Raw genomic sequence first — 16,960 nt, forward strand, 5'->3', positions numbered from 1 at the left:
TCTCTCCCTTCTCATCGTTTTATTACACATGTAATAAAGATTGGTCTCCGATCATTTCTGATACAGTTTCAATTACTTTTTCTGGCGTTGGCAAATACAACTTTTCAAGTGGCGGTGAGAACGGAACAGGTGTGTGTGGTGCTGTAATTCGTTTAATAGGTGCATCTAGCAAATCAAAACCTTTATCCGCTACAATTGCCGCAATATCTGTTGCAATACTACATCTAGGATTCGCTTCATCAATGACGATAAGACGATTTGTTTTTTCAACAGATGATAAAATAGTATCTTCATCAAGCGGTGATAAAGATCGTGGATCAATTACTTCTACTTCAAGCCCCTTTTTCGATAATTGCTTTGCAGCTGCAAGTGCTGTATGAACTTGCTTTCCGATCGCGACAATTGTTACATCAGAACCTTCCCGTTTAATATCTGCTTTTCCTAATGGAATTGTATAGTATCCTTCTGGCACTTCACCTTTCATATTGTAAAGTGTTTTATCCTCAAAGAAGATTACTGGATCATCATCTTCAATTGCTGCTAATAATAAGCCTTTTGCATCATACGGTGTGGAAGGAACAACAACTTTAATACCTGGTATGCTCGTAAATAATGCGTACAAACTTTGTGAATGCTGAGCTGCTGCACTAAAACCAGCGCCATGCATCGTACGTACTGTAACGGGTACTTTTGCTTTACCTCCAAACATATAACGGAATTTCGCACCTTGGTTTAATACTTGATCAAGACAACTACCGATAAAATCATTAAACATTAACTCAGCTATCGGACGTAATCCAGTTGCAGCAGCTGCCATCGCAGCTCCCATATAACCCGCTTCAGAAATTGGTGTATCCAATATACGATTTCGGCCAAACTCTTGTACAAGTCCTTTCGTAACACCAAGAACACCACCCCAAGCTTCATCATCTTGCAGATGATCAACTTGTGCACCGCCTGCAACATCTTCACCTATTAAAATTACATTTTCATCACGACGCATTGAGATTTTCATCGCTTCATTAATTGCAGTTGACATACTTACTGTTCTAGTCATAATTTTTCACCCTCCTCTTATTTGTAAGAAACGTATACATCTTTTAATAATTCTTCATCGTCTGGGTATGGACTATTTTCACTAAATTCAATGGATCTTTGTACTGCATCATCTACTGCTTTTTCCATATCAACAAGTTCAGATTCCGTTAATAAACCTTCATGAATTAAATGCTTACGGAAATTCACAATTGCATCTTTTTCATTTAAATGTTCTTCTTTTTCTTCTGATGTTTTATATGTTTGCGCTTCACCTTCGAAATGACCATAATTACGATATGTCATACATTCAATAATTGTTGGACCATCCCCATTACGCGCACGTTCCACTGCTTCTGCAGCAGCTTTATATACAGCTAGAAGATCTTTTCCATCTACTTGAACACCTGGAATATTATAAGCTTTTGCACGATCAGCAATAGAATCACAACTTGAAGCATATTCAAATGTAGTTGCTTCACCGTAACCGTTATTTTCTGCGATAAAAATAACTGGTAACTTCCAAATCGCTGCTAAATTAACCCCTTCATGAAATGTCCCTTCATTATTTGCTCCGTCACCGAAGAAGCAAATACTTACATCTTTTGTTCCTTTATATTTAGCTGTTAATGCTGAACCGCAAGCAAGTGGGAAACCGCCGCCTACAATGCCATTCGCACCTAGCATTCCTTTATCTAAATCGGCAATATGCATGGAACCGCCTTTTCCTTTACATAATCCTGTCGCTTTCCCGAAAAGTTCAGCCATCATACCATTTAAATCACAACCTTTTGCGATACAATGTCCATGACCTCTATGTGTACTTGTAATACTGTCACTATCCGTTAAGTGGGCACATACACCAACTGCTACCGCTTCTTCACCTGCGTATAAATGAACGAAACCTGGCAAAACGCCTTGCGCGAACAATTCATGCACCTTATCTTCAAACTTACGAATCTCTAACATTTTTTCGTACATCCAACGAGCTTGTTCTTTCGTAATTTCATTCCCTTTACTTTCAGTTGTTTTTAACATGTCCAGCCCTCCTATTTTCTTGTTCGTCTTTTATATTGCAAGTACCGTGCCAAATTCTAATCCTTGCTTTAATAGTTTTTCTCTTTTCTTTCATAATAAAAAAGTGGACAAAATGAGACATTTGTCTCGTTTTGTCCACTTTTGTTCACCTAATTTGAGAACTATTATCTTATTCATTATCAAAGCTCTGCTGTAACTTTCGGATGTAAATAATTTGTCCAATATGATATGCATTATGAGTTGTTACATTCGCTAGCACTTCCCACCACTTTGCAGAAACGGGAAATCCCACTACATCACTTTCAACCTTTTCTTCATTTATGAGATTTTGCCATTGTAACAGTTTTTTTAGTAGCTTTTCCCGTAATTCATCGAAAGTTTGATTATCTGAAAGCATAAAACTTTTGTTATTATCTCCAATAGCGGGTACTGCATTAACATGTGATTCTTTATACCTAGTTTGCCACGTAGAGTTCCAATACAGTAAATGTTGTACGATTTCGGCTATACTATTACTCTCTTCATTCGGTTTCCAGAAAGCTTCCCTCTCAGACAAACCCTTAACTGCATCTGAAAATGGCATATACCAACTGGGATCATTTGCATTTGCTAATAACTGATCTGCTAATACAGCTTTTACATGGACCATTTTTCTTCCCTCATTTCATTATCATATTAATATACACTACTCTATATACGCTCATTCCCTATGATCCCCTTTTTTTACATACAAATTGATTTCATAATGAATGTAAGAATAATAGATTTTCTTATCATAACTCGTTATGATAAAAGAAAAAGAAAGCTGGCGAAAAATGAATAAAAAAATCGCAATAATTACTGGAGCTTCAAGTGGATTTGGACTATTAACTACACTCGAACTCGCAAAAAAAGATTATTTAGTTATCGCTACAATGCGAAACCTTGAAAAACAAGTGAACTTAATATCTCAAGTTACTCTACTTAACTTACAGCAAAATATAAAAGTTCAACAATTAGATGTAACAGATCAAAATTCTATACATAATTTCCAATTGTTTTTAAAAGAAATTAATAGAATAGATCTCCTTATAAATAATGCAGGATATGCAAATGGGGGCTTTGTAGAAGAAATCCCAGTAGGCGAATATCGAAAGCAATTTGAAACGAACCTTTTTGGAGCTATATCAATCACTCAGCTTGTTTTACCATATATGAGAGAACAAAGAAGCGGAAAAATCATTAATATAAGCAGCATTAGCGGCCAAGTTGGATTTCCTGGTTTATCTCCTTATGTATCTTCAAAATATGCATTAGAAGGCTGGAGTGAATCGCTTCGCTTAGAATTAAAACCTTTCGGAATAGATGTCGCTTTAATTGAACCTGGTTCTTACAACACAAATATATGGGAGGTTGGTAAACAACTAGCTGAAAACCAATCTGATACAACATCTCCTTACAAAGAATATATGGATAAAATACAAAAACATATTAATAGCGGTAGTGATACATTTGGTAATCCGATAGATGTTGCTAATAAAATCGTTGAAATTGCTGAAACAAAGCGTATTACTTTACGATATCCTATTGGTAAAGGTGTGAAATTTATGATCTTCGCGAAGAAGATTCTTCCTTGGAAATTGTGGGAATACCTTGTTTTGAGAAGCTTTAAGAAGATGTAATAAACTTTTTGAAAACTATTTTGAAAGAGGTGCTAATTAAATGTTAGGTTTACCGTATGGGAAAGTGTTTTTAGTGCCGTGGACTGAAGAATGGGAAATTGAGTTTATGAAAGAGAAACAATTCATTGAGGAACAAATTGGCGAACATATTTTAGCGATACACCATATTGGTAGTACTTCTATTCCACATTTAAGTGCAAAGCCAATTATTGATATAGCAATAGAACTAAAAGATAATGCAGTTGGCATACAATGTATCGCAAAGTTGGAACTACTAAATTATAAATACAGAAAAGATGTATTGCCTGAAAGATACTATTTTAATAAAGGAGAGCCACGAACTCATCAAATTCATATGTATGAACAAGGAAATAAATATTTAATAGAACAATTACAATTTCGAGATTACTTAATAGACAATAAAACATCTCGTATACAGTATGAACAATTAAAAATTCAACTTTCACAAGCTAATCCTACTGATAAACATAAGTATGCGGAGGACAAAACAAATTTCATTACATTCATACTAGCTAAAATAAATGATTGAATGAAAAAGACAGAATTTCATACACAGAATAAGAAACCATTTATTCCTAAGTAAATGGTTTCTTATTCGTTAGTTATCTTATTATTTATACTATCAATTTTTTTATTATACAGCAGGTGGAACGAAATAAAATAGTATTGAGAGCATCAATATAAATGCAACCATTCCCGTTATTGAAAGTATATACTCTTTTGATTCTCTATCATACTTCCATTCCATCCATGCTCTTAAAGTCCAAGATATTCCTAAATAAGTGAACATGACATAAGCCATTTTAGAGTTTTCAAATTTAAACATATAATAATAACTACCTATTACATAAATAATAATAAGCCCTATTTCTAATTTTACATGTAAACTATTCACATGCTTATATCCAAAGAAGCCTCTTTTCTCCATATTCAATTTTCTTCTTAAAAACTGTTCTAAAAAGTAACCACCTATACCTAGTCCAATAATAATAATCAAAATTGTAGAGGTCCCCATTGTTATCCACCTCCTATTCCTTTATTTATTTTTAGAAATAAAGTGGACTATATTTCGGTTATTCTCTTCTAAACAACTTACAATTCCTTCAGGATATGTTGGTTTCTCCTTTAATTCGTCTAGACTTTTCCAAATTAATATAATATCTTCATGTTCTTTATGCCTTGTTTCATTTGTAATTATCTCTTCAACCGTTCCCCAATGTATGAATGTACAATGATGTCCTATTTCGTTGTTCCATTCGAAAATATGCTCATTTACAGCGGCTAGTTCTTGGACATCAATCTTCAAATCGTATTCTTCCATTAATTCTCGTATTATCGCTTCTTTTGCCGTTTCACCAAATTCAATAGAACCGCCTGGAAAACGATAAAATATTTCTCTTAAATCACATTGTACAAGTACTTTAGAATGATCTTTATTTAAAATCATTGCTTCAGCACGTAATTTAGCCATTTTCATTTTATCTCCTCATTCATTCCACATATAATTAAATCCAATATCTATAAAAGAAAAGATTAAGCATAATTCCTGTTATTACTAATAGCGGAACCGTTCCTAAAGAAATGACATATTCTCTCGATTCTTTATCAAATTTCCACTCCATAAATGATTGAAAGCAGTATAAAGTTATTAAAAATAAAATGGGTAAATTACTAATATAAATAGGATTTAAAGTGGCACATATCATGGTAACAATTATATAAGAAATGATAAGAGCCCTAGTGCCCCATTTATGAAAGTTATTTACATATTTACTATTCCAGTCTGTTTGTTTCGGTATATTTAGTTTTTTCCTCACTATTTTTTCCAAAACAACTAATGATATAATCCATACTACTAATAAAATTCCTTTAACCCAAAACAGTGATGTTTCCTCCTTTACCTTTTATCAGGTTGATCACTCGGATACGTGGCATTCTCTTTATTTTCAACGTCCCAACTAATTATAGTCGCACTATCACGTCCGAATTGATGATGAACGTGCTCTAATACATGATGAACACTTTCTCCAAGCTTTTTATTATTTCTATTCATATTATTATACAGATTTAATGGTGTTTCATATCGGCGTTCCCCGCATTCTAATACTCCATCTGTCACCATTACAATTCGGTTCTTTCCAGTACGTAATTCACGAATACCTGATGAATAACAAGGAACAGGTAAATCAAATGTGTTTACATTTCCAATCCATTCGTAAAAATGACGTTGATTTAATGCATATTGTCCTAACTTATGTAACTCTTCGTGAAATACATACACTAAACAATCACCAATAGAAAGCCACCATATATAATTTTCTTTTCTTACACATAGTAAGCAAGCTGTTTCACCTTGTATTCTTTTGCACCTTTCCTTAAATGAAGATGACTGAAAAATTGTCAGTATATGATTTTCAATAGATTGAAACACTGTATTAATTGGGTCATTCAAAATTACTTTTATATTTTCATATTCTTTTTCGATTGTATTTACTACTAAATCAACACTTTCTGCACTATTATGTCCATCTAATATAGCTGCAAATTCCCATTCACCATTTGACCAAACTAATGCACCATCTTCATTCTTTTTCGCTCCAGCACTTATATTCCCGCCATATTTACCAAGTACAATATCACCATATTGCTTAACTGAAATTTCTCCTAAACACATTTCTATATTTCCAACCCATGAATATTGTGTATTATTTGTTGTATGCATACTCATTTACCATATACTTACGTATTCTTTCGCATAGTTTTTTTATTTTCTCTTCATCACCATATGGTGCACCAGTCCATTTCGCTACTTCGGTTGGTGACCAAAATTCTTTTGGTGTGTTCGGATAACGTGGAATAATGTGCATATGCATATGTGGTACACCATTTCCTGAAACAAAAGTGTAAATATGCTCTGCACCTTCGCTTTCTTTTAGCGCTTTACTTACTCTACTTGTTATCAGTCCGAACGCTTTCGCTTCTTCATCTGTTAGTTCAGCAAGGCCAGGTACATGTCTTTTTATATCTATCATTACATAACCTAGGTATGTTTCTTCACTATCCCAGTAGACATGTCCAACGTAAACGAGTTCATCTTCGTAAATAGCTCCACCTGGAACTATAATATTTCCTTTATGTTTTTCGCAAATGAAGCAGTTTTGTTCTACTTGATTGTTTGTTGACATATCCATCACCATCCTTTTCATATATAATATCACAAAAAAAGGAAAAACAGGATTTATATTCCGAAAATTCACTCTTTTGATACAGCAATTTTTGAAATGAATTTAGACCTCATTATTTCTTCAAAAACGCAATCCCAATTACGATCCCAATCACAATTCCGATTACTAAATTATTTGTAAAATAACCTTGGAATACACCGATTACAACTCCTATACCAATACCTATTGCCAAAGCATCATTTCTTTTTTTATTTTTAGCCAAAATTGCATCTCCTCCCATCATTTCTCGCTAAACAACATACACTTACTTGAATGTATTAATATATTCACTATCTCACTTGAACATTTCAAAAAAATGTACTTTAACTTCACATATAATATTTTCCATTTTCTGTACATACTCCTTTTATATTGAAAAATTTTCAAGTAACTATTAATTATACATAGGCATTTACTATAAGAAAGCTTCGTAATTTATTGAAGGAGGAACAATTCAAATGTATCCTCATTGGAATCCAAATATAAATCAACAGTATGTTTATTCCCCCCATCCCGCAAGGAATACATTGCATCATGATTCACAATATATGATGCAGCGCATCGCTAGCCTTGAAAATCAGTTAGCTAAATTAATCTCATTAATCGAAGAAAATAATCAATTAATTAAATCCATGGAACAATAGCAAAACCAAGTTTGTGCACCAGCTGGAGGTTCTGTTATCGTTCGTATGTAAACTGGATGCAATAAAAAACACACTTTGTAGTATAAAAGTGTGTTTTTTGGTCATTATTTTCTTTTCGTATGGAACCCTTGTGTAATTCGGTCTAATATAATTGCGATTACTACGATAGCTAATCCAGCTTCAAATCCCATTCCGATATTAACTTGTGTTACCGAGCGATATACATCAACTCCAAGTCCTGGAGCTCCTACAAGTGATGCTGTTACAACCATCGATAATGAAAGCATAATACTTTGGTTCACACCAGCCATAATCGTTCCGGTTGCAAGTGGTAATTGTACTTTAAATAGTTTTTGTGATGCAGTGGATCCAAATGCATTCGCTGCTTCAATTAAATCTTCTGGAACTTGTCTAATTCCTAAGTCAGTAAAACGAATTGTCGGTGGCATTGCAAAGATTACTGATGCAATAATTCCAGGTACTACACCTACTCCGAAAAATGTAATCGCTGGAATAAGGTATACGAATGCAGGCATTGTTTGCATAAAATCTAATGTTGGTTTTAAAAATTTTGAGAAACGTTCATTTTGAGATGCTAATATACCAATTGGAATTCCGACAATAATTGAAATAATAACTGACGTAAGTACGAGTGCTAATGTTTGCATCGTTTGTGCCCAGTAGTTAATATTCAAAATAAATAATAATCCAATAAGCGTAAAAATGACTAAAGATAGTTTTCTCGTTGTGTACCAAATGAGGAAACATAAGATAATAATCATCAATATGGCAGGAATTATTATTAAAAAATTAGTGAGTAAATCAACGAATCCACCAATAATATAAGAGAATCCTCGGAATAAGCCTTCAAAGTGCTCATATAAACTTGCAACAAATGAGTCGACCCATTCCCCTAATGGAATACGCGGTATACTATTCATCGTCTTTCACCTCTTCTTCAATGTTTCCTGCAAGAGCTTGAATGACACTTTCACGTTTAATAATTCCTCTTAGCCTTTTCTTCTCATCGATTACTGGTAACGGATATTTCATCTCCGCCATTTTTGCATACGTCTCTTCCAGTAAAGTATCTAAATACACATGCGGAATATCATTAAGTAATAAATCAGCAATCGGCCACTGTTTTTGTACTGCCTTACTCGCATCATCCGCAGTTAATATACCTAAAAACTCATACTTTTTGTTTACAACATATACAGTTGAAACACCAGCATTCCTCATAATTTGAAGGGCTACACGAGGTCCACGATCAATTAATAAAGTTTCTGGTCGTTTTAAAATAGACTCCGCCGTAATTACTTTTCCTAAATTCACGTCCGCAACAAACTTTTCTACAAATTCATTAGCGGGGCTCATCATAATTTCTTCTGGCGTTCCAATTTGAACGATTTCTCCATCTTTCATTAATGCGATACGATCTCCAATTCGAAGCGCTTCATCTAAATCATGCGTAATAAATATAATCGTTTTTTCCATTTTATCTTGCAACTCTAACAATTCATCTTGCATTTCTTTTCGAATAAGTGGATCTAATGCACTGAATGACTCGTCCATTAGTAATACATCTGGATTATTCGTTAGCGCCCTTGCGATTCCAACGCGCTGCTGCATACCACCACTAAGTTGACTTGGATAATTATCTTTATGATGATCGAGTCCTACTAACTGTAGCGATTCTAACGCTTTTTTCTCTCGCTCTTCAACTGGAACTCCTTGTATTTCTAAACCATATGCAACATTTTGTATAACCGTACGATGCGGAAATAGAGCGAACTTCTGAAATACCATACTCATTTTCGTTCTTCTTACTCTCCGTAACTCTTCTTTTCCCATCGTAGCGATGTCTTCACCATCTATGTATATATGACCTGCGGTTGGTTTAATCAGTTGATTTAACATACGAACTAGCGTAGATTTCCCACTACCAGACAAACCCATAATAACGAAAATTTCTCCAGAGTATACTTCAAACGTTGCTTTTTTCACACCGACGTTCATTCCTGTCTCTTTTAAAATTTCCGATTTACTTTTTCCCTCTTTTAATAAGGCAAGGGCTCTTTGCGGATGTTTCCCGAATACTTTTGTTACGTTTTCAACACGCACCTTTGTATTATCCATGTCACTACTCCTTTTCTACCCATCTATTCACATAGTGTTGCGATTTTGCAAAGAAATATTACATAAAAATGACATTCATAAGATTTCTTTAAAATTCTCGTTTCCGTTCATAATAAGAATGCTTACTTATACATTTATTTAAAAAGGCAAACATTCCTTAGGAGGTTTTCAATGAGAAAGAAAATATGGCTTATATGCCTTGCATTATTTATTACTATGATTTTCACTTCATGTAATGCAACAAATGCAAATTCGAAAGGAAAAATTAAACTTGGTGTAACAAGTTGGAAAGAAAATATTGCAACTGCAAACATGTGGAAAGTTTTATTAGAAGAAAAAGGCTACAAAGTTGAGCTCATGTATTTAGAAAAAGCCGCAATTTGGACTGGTGTCGCTCGTGGCGATGTTGATGCGAATTTAGAAGTATGGCTACCAGTTACAGATAAACCGCTAAACGATCGTTATAAAGATGATATTGTCTTAAAATCAAAATGGTACGAAGGTACTGGACTAGGTTTAGTCGTCCCTTCTTATATGAAAAACATAAACAGTATCGAAGATTTAAATGCTCATAAAGATGAACTAGATAATAAAATTGTCGGTATCGAACCCGGTAGTAGTCTTATGAATTTAACGAATAAAGCAATGAAAGAATATGATATAAAACTAAAACTTGTCCAATCCTCTGAAGCTGCGATGATGAGTGAACTAAAGAAAGCATATACAAAAAAGAAACCAATCGCTGTTACGCTTTGGAATCCGCATTGGGGTTTTTCAGAATTTGACTTGAAATATTTAAAAGACCCTAAGAAAGTATATGGTGAAAAAGATGACATTTATTACTCCGTTCGTAAAGGTTTCGAAAAAGATCACCCAGATGTTATAAAATACTTTGATAAATGGAAAATGAAAGATGAACAGCTCGGTACGTTAATGGTCATGTTAAATAAAACAAAAGATCCTGAAGAGGCTGCGCGAAAATGGATTAAAAAAAATCAAGCATTAGTTGATGAATGGGTGAAGGATTAATAAAAAGGCTAGAGAATTAACATATCCTCTAGCCTTTTTCATCTTATTTTTTCGTAACAACATCATCTACAATCCCATATGCCTTCGCTTCTTCTGCAGTCATAAAATAATCTCTTTCTGTATCATGTGCTACTCTTTCAATCGGTTGGCCTGTTTTTTCTGCAATCATTTTATTAATATCATGCTTTAACTTTAATATTCTCTTCGCAGTTATTTCAATTTCTGTTGCTTGCCCTTGTGCACCACCAAGCGGCTGATGAATCATAATTTCACTGTTAGGGAGCGCAAACCGTTTTCCTTTTGCTCCAGATAATAATAGCAATGCACCAAATGATGCCGCAAAGCCCATGCACAGCGTTTGCACATCTGGTTTAATTAAATTCATCGTATCTAATATTGCAAAACCTGCTGTCGTTGAACCGCCGGGGCTATTGATGTATAAGAATATATCTTTCTCTGCATCTTCTGCTTCTAAAAATAATAATTGAGCTACGACACTACTCGCTACTTGATCATTAATTTCTGAACCGATAATAATAATGCGGTCTTTTAATAACCTTGAATATATATCATAGGAACGTTCTCCTAATTTTGTTTGTTCTACTACATATGGAATTGCATTCATTTTAAATCCCTCCAATACTTGTTATGCTGCGCAAAGCATACAACTGTAGGAAGAAGGTTGTTTCACATTAAATAATAAGACTGGCTGTTTAGATGGTAACTTAGTAAAATCTATTGACGGAAGCAGTTTCGTTAATAATTCCGGTCTCTCTTCTCGAATAGACGTTACTACAACTTCCATATCATCTGTGAATTCGACTATCTCGACCCCTTCTTCACTTACAGTTTTCAGCCTATTTCTACTCCGAAATAAAGAAGCTTTCACTGCACCTTCTGATACAGAACACACTTTAGCAATATCAGCGATACTATATTGAAAAACATCTTTTAATAATAAAATTGCGGATTGTTGTACATTTAATGAAGACAATACTTTCCCTACCATTTCATGCAAATCTGCAATGTTCTCATGTGGTTCTTCAGAAGTGATTTGTTCTCTTATTTTTTCATGAATAGACTTAGACTTCATCTGATCTAACCAACGATTTCTTGCTATTTTATAGACGAGTGTCATACAAATATCTTTATTTCTATATTTTTGAAGCACTTTACACACTGTTTCTTGGGCGAGATCTTCCCCATCCCATTTGTTTTTCGTTAAAAAAGTACAGTATCTTTTTAACTCTCCATATTGTTCAATTAAAAAGTTTATATTTGAATGATTCATATCGATACGGTTCTTTAAAACATGAGTTACTTTTGTGCACAAAATAACCACTCCTTTTCAGCGCTTACTTAATAAACGATTCAACATTAAAAAAAGTTACGGGGATATAAAAAAATAATGTTTATGTTCAATAATTCGCGGTCATAAATATGTTATGTACAATTTTACGTGAGGAGGAACAAATTTGCCAAAATTAACAATTGAAGGTGCGGGAACATTTGATGTAAAAGAAGGAACGAAGTTAGTATTAGCAATTGAAGATAGCGGTGTTAACATTCTTCATCGTTGTGGTGGGAATGCACGTTGCACAACTTGTAGAGTAGAAATACTAGCAGGTGATTTCTGTGAAGCGAGTGCGAATGAGAAACATGCAATGACGGAAAAAGGGATTGAAGATCATTTACGATTATCTTGTCAAATGCGTGTACATAAAGATATAGTCGTTCGTCCGGTACTTACAGTTGAAAATTCAGGTCTTGATGCCGGGCCGCGTCCGGCGGAGTAAAGCGATGAATTTAAAACAGCTCGCTGGCGAATATGCCGCTTACTTTGTAAATGATGGCATGAAGATTGGGCTTGGTACAGGTTCTACTGTATATTGGACAATACAAAAATTAGGTGAGCGTGTAAAAGAAGGATTATCATTTCAAGCTGTACCGACATCAAAGGAAACTGAAGCATTAGCGCATCAACTAAATATCCCTCTAATTTCGTTAAACGACGTACAAAGTCTTGATCTTACAATTGATGGAGCGGATGAAATTGATTCAAATTTACAACTTATAAAAGGCGGTGGCGGTGCATTACTTCGTGAAAAAATCGTTGCCTCTTCCTCTAAAGAACTAATTATCATTGCTGATGAATCGAAACTTGTAACACATTTAGGTACTTTTCCATTACCTATTGAAATCATCCCTTTTTCATGGAAACAAACCGAAAATAAAATTCAGTCTTTAGGATGTCAAACAACATTACGTTTGAAAAATAATGAAACCTATATAACCGATAACAATAACATGATTATCGATTGTATATTCCCTAATCATATTTCTAATCCTGCCCATTTACACACTCAATTAAAAATGATTACTGGTGTAGTTGAAACAGGGTTGTTTATAAGTATGACGAGTAAAGTAATTATCGGCGCTAAAAATGGGATAAAGGAATTGTAATAAAAGCTAACTTTTTAAAGTTGGCTTTTTAGTATGTTCTTCTCTTAATAGCGCTTTATTATGATATACTATGAAAACACAAGCTGATTACACTAGAAAGGACTGAACATTTTGCAATCCAAACTTATAACAGAACTTGCTGATTTAGAAACTGCCTTTCATATTCGAAAAGAAGTATTTGTAAAAGAACAAGGTGTCCCTCTTGCAGATGAATTCGATACATTCGATGAAATCGGAGAGCAATGTAAACATATTTTAGTTTATTATAATGAGCTTCCTGTAGGTACAGGGCGTATACGATTTGTTGATGGCGTCGGAAAATTAGAACGTATTTGCATTTTAAAAGATTATCGTACATACGGATTAGGTAAAGTTATCATTCAAACGTTAGAAGAAATTGCTCGTAACGAACAAGCTACAAAAATGAAACTACACGGGCAAACACAAGCTGAAGGATTTTATAAAAAATTAGGTTATGAAACTTCTTCTGATATATTTATGGAAGATGGCATTCCGCATATACTTATGACGAAAATGTTATCATAATAAAAAGGGTAGTGTATGAATCTTATGTATTCATACACTACCCTTTATTATTAATAGAAAAGTGAATTCTCAAGATTCTCTTTTGAAATCAAAGCCCATCATCTCTTAGTTCATATTTAGGTAAAGCTTACACTGTTTTCCATAATGATAATGCATAAATCCAGTTCGGATCACCATTTCCTTGATAACTCTGGACTGCTTCATATACTTTTCCTTCGTGTAGAACTCTATCTCCCTTTTTATATGCTTTTTTTGCATCCCACGCTTCATATGAAGCGCTTTCGGTTTTTGTAGTAATTGTGAATATATCACTCTGTACGGATTCATTTCCAGCTACATCAACAGCTTTTACTACATATTTATAAGTAGTATTAGCGAGCAGATTTTTATCCATATAAGAAGTTGTATTGGATGTTGCAATCTTTTTCATTGATCCTTCTGTTTCTCTATAAATATCGTAATGGTCTACACCAATATTATCGTCAGATGGACTCCACATTAAATCCACACTTGACGCTGTCGTTCCCATACTATGTAATCCTTTTGGTTGTGTTGGTGCTTCTGTATCAGGAATCTCAACTGTTGTTTTTACTGTAAGCGTTGTACTTTCCTTCGATACATTGCCAGCTGCGTCAATTGCTTTTACAGTATAAGAGTATTCTGTGCTTGGTTGTAATTTCTTATCAATAAAATGAGTGCCTATTACTGTATCAATCATCTCTCCGTTACGGAAGATTTGATATCCTTTTACCCCTACATTATCCGTAGAAGCGTTCCATGTTAGTTCTACACTATTTGCTGTTACTATTTGCGTCTGAAGTCCATTTGGAATACTTGGCGCTTCTATGTCTGGTTTCACATCATTAATAAGATTAACATCAATTACATTATAGAATGCATTTGCTGTATCAGCTACATCCCATACTGCTAAAATCACATGATATCCACTACGATCAGTAGGTACATTGATTTTATGAGTTAAATTATTTGAAGCTGCAGAACCATCATGTTGTACAGTTCCAATTGGTTCAAAATCTGCTCTTGTTAGCGCTTTATTTGGATTCCATCCTTTTTTAGTAATATAGTAATGCCACTTACTCGTTAAGTGAGGCGCAGTATACTTCCAAGTAAATGTATTTTCCCCACCAGTGATTGTATTTTTAAACCAACGATTTGCTGTTTGTTGATCTAAAATACCACCAAATTTTCCGCCTGCTGAAGCAATTTGTCCATCTACTGGACCACTTTGTGGGAACCCTTTTGGAGCTTCTAAACTTTGTGGTTCATACATAATACTTCCACAGTTTACATTTAGCGCACCATAAGTTGGACTACATAAAGCAGATCGGCTACCAGGCTTTTCAACAAAACCGTGCGCATAAGCATTTTGAGGAATAAGTGTCGTACTAATAATTCCAGCTGTTAATGCTACAGCTCCTAAACTTTTTTTGTTCATTTTCATATTTTGTAGTTGTTTTAAAAATCGATTATTCATGTTCATGTCTCCTTCTTGTTATACTTTGTAGTGGAATGTGGGCTTTGATGTAAAAGAATAACAAGAGACAAACTTGTACCGATGTATGTGTTAATTATGCATACACCGCAGTGAAATTATATTTTTCTTGTGAAATATTTCACTTTATGAATATATCATGACATAGAAATTACCTGAGTATGTGCAGAAGTTGTGCAGAAGTTGTGCAGAAACAGTGAAATTATTACTAACATGTAAAACTAAGTCCTAACATTTTAAAATACAATTTGAATATATTTATCTATCATCTTTACTTCATAATTAACAATACATTTAACTGGTTAACTTTTATTCTTATACTTATATCTCTCAGTGCCTTAGTTTTAACCATACTAGATATTAAAAATAAGAATTATAAAGTTAAATAAAAAGCATCCTATTTAGATGCTTTTCTAATGTATAATTTCATTTTTTTCACTGACCTACAAATATAAAAATTTCATCAACAGCTTCATTATATCCACCTGATTTTTGGAAAGATTCCTTCAAATTCAAAGCAACTTCTTTAAATGAACGATTATTTAATACTATTTCTACACTTTCACTTAGTTGATCCACAGTTAATCCTTGCATTTGTAATTTTACTCCTGCTCCAAGACTCTCCACTTGCTTTGCGACTACTGGCTGATCTGCACTTTGCGGTATTACAACGAGCGGAACCCCGTTATACAGTCCTTCATGCGCACTGTTCATCCCGCCGTGTGTAATAAATAGTTTCGTATATGTAAGCAGCTCAGTTTGGGGTACATAGTTTTTCACAATGAAGTTTTTAGGGATTTCGCCTAGATCACTTATTTTTGTTTTACTACCAATAGACATAACAATTGTATGCTCACTATTCTCAAAGGCCTTCATACACAGTTTATAAAAGTCAATCGCTTCATTAAAAACAGTACCTAATGAAATATAAATCGGACTTTTTTCTTCAATTGAAGTAAAATCAACGTCTCTGTTTTTCATTTGTGCAGAGATAGATGGTCCTACAAATTTATATGTTTCATCAAACGTATCACCAAAAGGCTGGAACTCCTTAATTGTATATACAATAGTAAGGGGTGCAGGATTACAGAAAACTTCATATGATGATTTTATTTCAACACCATATTTTTCAGCAATTCCCTTCGTTAAGTTTTGAAAATCATTCTGTATTTTAACATAAATTTCTACTGGGATATTTTTTGATAGATGACCTAACATTTTCTCAAAGGATTTTTCATCCTGCGCAAAAGATGTGCATGAATTTATGGCTGGAAGTTTAAGGATTTGAGCAATTAAATGGCCACAGCCAAACATAGAATCATGAATTATGTAATCAAAATGTTCACCTTCAATTTGTTCTAAAACGCTAGGTATTACAATATCCGCTGTATGTAGAAGGCCATTTATTCTTTCCTGTAAATAATTTCTGCCTCCAGATAGAAACGCTTTTATAAATTTTTGATCATCAATCGTTCGTACAGTAGCACCTTTCTTCTCAATCCGCTCCCTGAAAGCTTCTATTGAAAAATAAACGACCTCTTCACCACGAGAAATCAATTCATCTACAACCTGTAAAGTTGGATTTATATGTCCTTCTGATCCAGCATTAATAAATAAAACACGCGCCATAATAAACACTCCTTACGT

At 33.9% G+C, this 16,960-nt stretch carries 22 protein-coding genes; 7 read left to right on the forward strand and 15 right to left on the reverse strand.

Going from position 1 to position 16,960, the window contains the following annotated elements; all coding sequences use genetic code 11:
* Positions 1-22 precede the first annotated feature (22 nt).
* The 3 genes from acoB to ACTJJY_RS06905 form a co-directional block, all read right to left on the reverse strand.
* Positions 23-1,057, reverse strand: coding sequence for an acetoin:2,6-dichlorophenolindophenol oxidoreductase subunit beta (gene acoB, locus ACTJJY_RS06895; RefSeq protein ID WP_000198898.1), 1,035 nt, complete (start codon positions 1,055-1,057; stop codon positions 23-25).
* Positions 1,058-1,074: 17 nt separating this feature from the next.
* Entirely contained in the window at positions 1,075-2,073 is a 999-nt protein-coding gene (gene acoA, locus ACTJJY_RS06900) for an acetoin:2,6-dichlorophenolindophenol oxidoreductase subunit alpha (protein ID WP_440605284.1), read from the reverse strand.
* Between the two features lie 169 nt (positions 2,074-2,242).
* A complete protein-coding gene (locus ACTJJY_RS06905; RefSeq protein ID WP_440605285.1) occupies positions 2,243-2,722 on the reverse strand; it encodes a DinB family protein in 480 nt (159 codons plus the stop codon).
* Positions 2,723-2,888: 166 nt separating this feature from the next.
* Here ACTJJY_RS06905 and ACTJJY_RS06910 point away from each other — a divergent pair, with 166 nt between their 5' ends.
* Complete coding sequence (locus tag ACTJJY_RS06910; RefSeq protein ID WP_440605353.1) at positions 2,889-3,734, forward strand: oxidoreductase; 846 nt, start codon at positions 2,889-2,891, stop codon at positions 3,732-3,734.
* Between the two features lie 40 nt (positions 3,735-3,774).
* Positions 3,775-4,284: a GrpB family protein gene (locus ACTJJY_RS06915; protein WP_440605286.1), complete on the forward strand. Its 510-nt coding sequence runs from the start codon at positions 3,775-3,777 to the stop codon at positions 4,282-4,284.
* Positions 4,285-4,389: 105 nt separating this feature from the next.
* On the opposite strand, the gene ACTJJY_RS06920 is transcribed toward ACTJJY_RS06915, so the two are convergent.
* From ACTJJY_RS06920 to ACTJJY_RS06945, 6 genes are all read right to left on the reverse strand, one after another.
* Positions 4,390-4,770, reverse strand: coding sequence for a DUF4181 domain-containing protein (locus ACTJJY_RS06920; RefSeq protein WP_440605287.1), 381 nt, complete (start codon positions 4,768-4,770; stop codon positions 4,390-4,392).
* Between the two features lie 21 nt (positions 4,771-4,791).
* Positions 4,792-5,232 (reverse strand): NUDIX domain-containing protein, encoded by a 441-nt coding sequence (locus tag ACTJJY_RS06925; protein ID WP_440605288.1) that lies wholly within the window; start codon positions 5,230-5,232, stop codon positions 4,792-4,794.
* Between the two features lie 28 nt (positions 5,233-5,260).
* Positions 5,261-5,584 (reverse strand): DUF4181 domain-containing protein, encoded by a 324-nt coding sequence (locus ACTJJY_RS06930; protein ID WP_440605289.1) that lies wholly within the window; start codon positions 5,582-5,584, stop codon positions 5,261-5,263.
* Positions 5,585-5,652: 68 nt separating this feature from the next.
* Positions 5,653-6,477 (reverse strand): PP2C family serine/threonine-protein phosphatase, encoded by an 825-nt coding sequence (locus ACTJJY_RS06935; protein WP_440605290.1) that lies wholly within the window; start codon positions 6,475-6,477, stop codon positions 5,653-5,655.
* Positions 6,461-6,961: an HIT family protein gene (locus ACTJJY_RS06940; protein ID WP_025118383.1), complete on the reverse strand. Its 501-nt coding sequence runs from the start codon at positions 6,959-6,961 to the stop codon at positions 6,461-6,463. The genes ACTJJY_RS06935 and ACTJJY_RS06940 overlap by 17 nt, the downstream gene beginning before the upstream one ends.
* Before the next feature lie 91 nt (positions 6,962-7,052).
* Positions 7,053-7,220 carry a hypothetical protein gene (locus tag ACTJJY_RS06945; RefSeq protein ID WP_000508397.1) on the reverse strand — a complete coding sequence of 56 codons (168 nt, stop codon included), beginning with the start codon at positions 7,218-7,220 and terminating at the stop codon, positions 7,053-7,055.
* Between the two features lie 217 nt (positions 7,221-7,437).
* Between ACTJJY_RS06945 and ACTJJY_RS06950 the strand changes: the two genes are divergently transcribed.
* Positions 7,438-7,623 (forward strand): hypothetical protein, encoded by a 186-nt coding sequence (locus tag ACTJJY_RS06950; RefSeq protein ID WP_440605291.1) that lies wholly within the window; start codon positions 7,438-7,440, stop codon positions 7,621-7,623.
* A gap of 104 nt (positions 7,624-7,727) precedes the next feature.
* Here ACTJJY_RS06950 and ACTJJY_RS06955 read toward each other — a convergent pair whose 3' ends face one another.
* Together ACTJJY_RS06955 and ACTJJY_RS06960 are read right to left on the reverse strand one after the other, a co-directional pair.
* The gene (locus ACTJJY_RS06955) at positions 7,728-8,564 is read right to left on the reverse strand and encodes an ABC transporter permease (protein WP_001084752.1); all 837 of its coding nucleotides are present in this window, start codon (positions 8,562-8,564) and stop codon (positions 7,728-7,730) included.
* Complete coding sequence (locus ACTJJY_RS06960) at positions 8,557-9,762, reverse strand: quaternary amine ABC transporter ATP-binding protein (RefSeq protein WP_277509465.1); 1,206 nt, start codon at positions 9,760-9,762, stop codon at positions 8,557-8,559. The genes ACTJJY_RS06955 and ACTJJY_RS06960 overlap by 8 nt, the downstream gene beginning before the upstream one ends.
* A gap of 171 nt (positions 9,763-9,933) precedes the next feature.
* On the opposite strand from ACTJJY_RS06960, the gene ACTJJY_RS06965 reads away from it, so the two are divergent.
* On the forward strand, positions 9,934-10,791 hold the full coding sequence (locus tag ACTJJY_RS06965) for a glycine betaine ABC transporter substrate-binding protein (protein ID WP_440605292.1): 858 nt from the start codon (positions 9,934-9,936) through the stop codon (positions 10,789-10,791).
* A gap of 43 nt (positions 10,792-10,834) precedes the next feature.
* Here ACTJJY_RS06965 and clpP read toward each other — a convergent pair whose 3' ends face one another.
* Together clpP and ACTJJY_RS06975 are read right to left on the reverse strand one after the other, a co-directional pair.
* Entirely contained in the window at positions 10,835-11,416 is a 582-nt protein-coding gene (gene clpP / locus ACTJJY_RS06970) for an ATP-dependent Clp endopeptidase proteolytic subunit ClpP (RefSeq protein WP_000991610.1), read from the reverse strand.
* A gap of 21 nt (positions 11,417-11,437) precedes the next feature.
* Positions 11,438-12,124: an RNA polymerase subunit sigma-70 gene (locus tag ACTJJY_RS06975; protein ID WP_440605293.1), complete on the reverse strand. Its 687-nt coding sequence runs from the start codon at positions 12,122-12,124 to the stop codon at positions 11,438-11,440.
* Positions 12,125-12,266: 142 nt separating this feature from the next.
* Between ACTJJY_RS06975 and ACTJJY_RS06980 the strand changes: the two genes are divergently transcribed.
* From ACTJJY_RS06980 to ACTJJY_RS06990, 3 genes are all read left to right on the forward strand, one after another.
* Positions 12,267-12,587, forward strand: coding sequence for a 2Fe-2S iron-sulfur cluster-binding protein (locus tag ACTJJY_RS06980; RefSeq protein WP_001125388.1), 321 nt, complete (start codon positions 12,267-12,269; stop codon positions 12,585-12,587).
* 4 nt (positions 12,588-12,591) lie between these two features.
* Positions 12,592-13,254 (forward strand): ribose 5-phosphate isomerase A, encoded by a 663-nt coding sequence (gene rpiA, locus ACTJJY_RS06985; RefSeq protein WP_440605294.1) that lies wholly within the window; start codon positions 12,592-12,594, stop codon positions 13,252-13,254.
* Positions 13,255-13,365: 111 nt separating this feature from the next.
* Positions 13,366-13,800, forward strand: a complete 435-nt coding sequence (locus ACTJJY_RS06990; RefSeq protein ID WP_440605295.1) for a GNAT family N-acetyltransferase — start codon at positions 13,366-13,368, stop codon at positions 13,798-13,800.
* Between the two features lie 127 nt (positions 13,801-13,927).
* On the opposite strand, the gene ACTJJY_RS06995 is transcribed toward ACTJJY_RS06990, so the two are convergent.
* Together ACTJJY_RS06995 and ACTJJY_RS07000 are read right to left on the reverse strand one after the other, a co-directional pair.
* Complete coding sequence (locus ACTJJY_RS06995; protein ID WP_440605296.1) at positions 13,928-15,295, reverse strand: lytic polysaccharide monooxygenase; 1,368 nt, start codon at positions 15,293-15,295, stop codon at positions 13,928-13,930.
* A 453-nt stretch (positions 15,296-15,748) separates the two neighbouring features.
* Entirely contained in the window at positions 15,749-16,942 is a 1,194-nt protein-coding gene (locus ACTJJY_RS07000) for a macrolide family glycosyltransferase (RefSeq protein WP_440605297.1), read from the reverse strand.
* Positions 16,943-16,960: the final 18 nt, after the last annotated feature.

Origin of the sequence: Bacillus sp. 22475 (assembly GCF_052044835.1) — a bacterium.
GTDB classification, from domain to species: Bacteria; Bacillota; Bacilli; order Bacillales; family Bacillaceae_G; genus Bacillus_A; species Bacillus_A cereus.